Source organism: Bradyrhizobium sp. (assembly GCF_049581145.1).
Classification (GTDB): domain Bacteria; phylum Pseudomonadota; class Alphaproteobacteria; order Rhizobiales; family Xanthobacteraceae; genus Bradyrhizobium.
The window spans coordinates 1-1,524 of sequence record NZ_JBAURI010000136.1; the positions used below are offsets into that span (position 1 = coordinate 1).

The window sequence follows — 1,524 nt, forward strand, 5'->3', positions numbered from 1 at the left end:
GCTCAAGAGTGCCGTCGCGCGCGCAGCGCAAGTGCCACATTACGAAAGGCAATTTGCCGAGGCCCGTATTGCGCCCGGCGACGTGAAAAGCCTTGACGATCTCGCCAAGCTTCCCTTCACGACCAAGGAAGATTTACGCCAGAACTATCCGTTCGGCATGTTCGCCGTGCCGATGAACGAGATCGTGCGCATCCACGCCTCCAGCGGCACTACCGGGAAGCCTACGGTCGTCGGCTATACCCGCGGCGATATCGACATGTGGGCAATGCTGATCGCGCGCGGCATCCGCGCCGCCGGCGGCAAGACCGGCGACAAGATGCACATCGCTTACGGCTACGGCCTGTTCACCGGCGGCTTGGGCTTTCATTACGGCGCCGAACATCTCGGCTGCGCGGTGATCCCGGTCTCCGGCGGCTTCACCGAGCGCCAGGTCCAGTTGATCTGCGATTTCGAGCCCGACATCATCGCTGTGACGCCGTCTTATCTGCTCGCGATCGCCGACGAGTTCGATCGCCAAGGCATCGACGCACGTAAATCCTCGCTGCGCATCGCTCTGCTCGGCGCGGAGCCGTGGAGCGAAGGCATGCGCGGCGAAATCGAACGCCGCATGGGACTCGATGCGATCAATGTTTACGGTCTCTCGGAAGTGATCGGGCCCGGTGTCGCGCAAGAATATGCCGATACCAAGGACGGCCTGACCATTTGGGAAGATCATTTTTTTCCGGAGATCATCGAGCCCGAGACCGGCAAGGTGCTGCCCGACGGCGAAGAAGGCGAATTGATCCTGACCTCGCTGACCAAGGAAGCGATGCCCGTCATCCGCTATCGCACGCGCGATCTGACGCGGCTGCTACCGGGCAGTGCGCGCGCCATGCGCCGCATCGAGCGCATCAAAGGCCGCAGCGACGACATGCTGATCATCCGCGGCGTCAACGTGTTTCCGAGCCAGATCGAGGCGGCGCTGGCTACCGAACGGATGTTCGCGCCGCATTACATTCTCGAAGTGACGCGGCCGGACCGGCTCGACGAGCTTGCGGTGATCGTCGAGACACGCGACACGCTGCCGCCGGACGCGATGATGGTGCTGGCGGACCGCGGCACGCATCTCATCAAGGCGCGGGTCGGCGTGACCACGACGGTGCGCACGGTCGTCCCGGGCAGCATCGAACGGTCACAGGGCAAGGCCAAGCGCGTCATCGACAAGCGGCCGCGGAATTAAGTCATGAATGTCGCAACAGAGATGTCTTCGAAGGCGGACTTTGATCGGGCCGGCCTGTCGCATGAGGACATGGCCGCATGGCTTGCTTGCGATGGTGCCGTGACTGGAAACTTTCGGCGTGACGCAGAGAGCTTTTCGCGGCAATGGCGGATCGGCGCCGTGCTGATCGCCCAGCTACCGGCAAAACCTGCGCGCTCCGAAGCGCAAGCGGCGGCCGCCTCCGCGATCGCGGCGCGCGACCGCGCGGTGCGGGAATATTTCCTCCGCGCGCACGTCGATGCGCTCTATCGCCGGCTGACCGGCGA

The 1,524-nt window shown here is 63.8% G+C and carries 2 protein-coding genes; both read left to right on the forward strand.

Annotated elements, in window-relative coordinates; translation table 11 throughout:
• On the forward strand, positions 1–1,219 hold a 1,219-nt coding region (locus WCB02_RS04495), incomplete at its 5' end, for an AMP-binding protein (protein ID WP_423956636.1).
• 3 nt (positions 1,220–1,222) lie between these two features.
• Positions 1,223–1,524 (forward strand): hypothetical protein (locus tag WCB02_RS04500; RefSeq protein ID WP_423956637.1); only part of this gene is annotated, 302 nt, incomplete at its 3' end.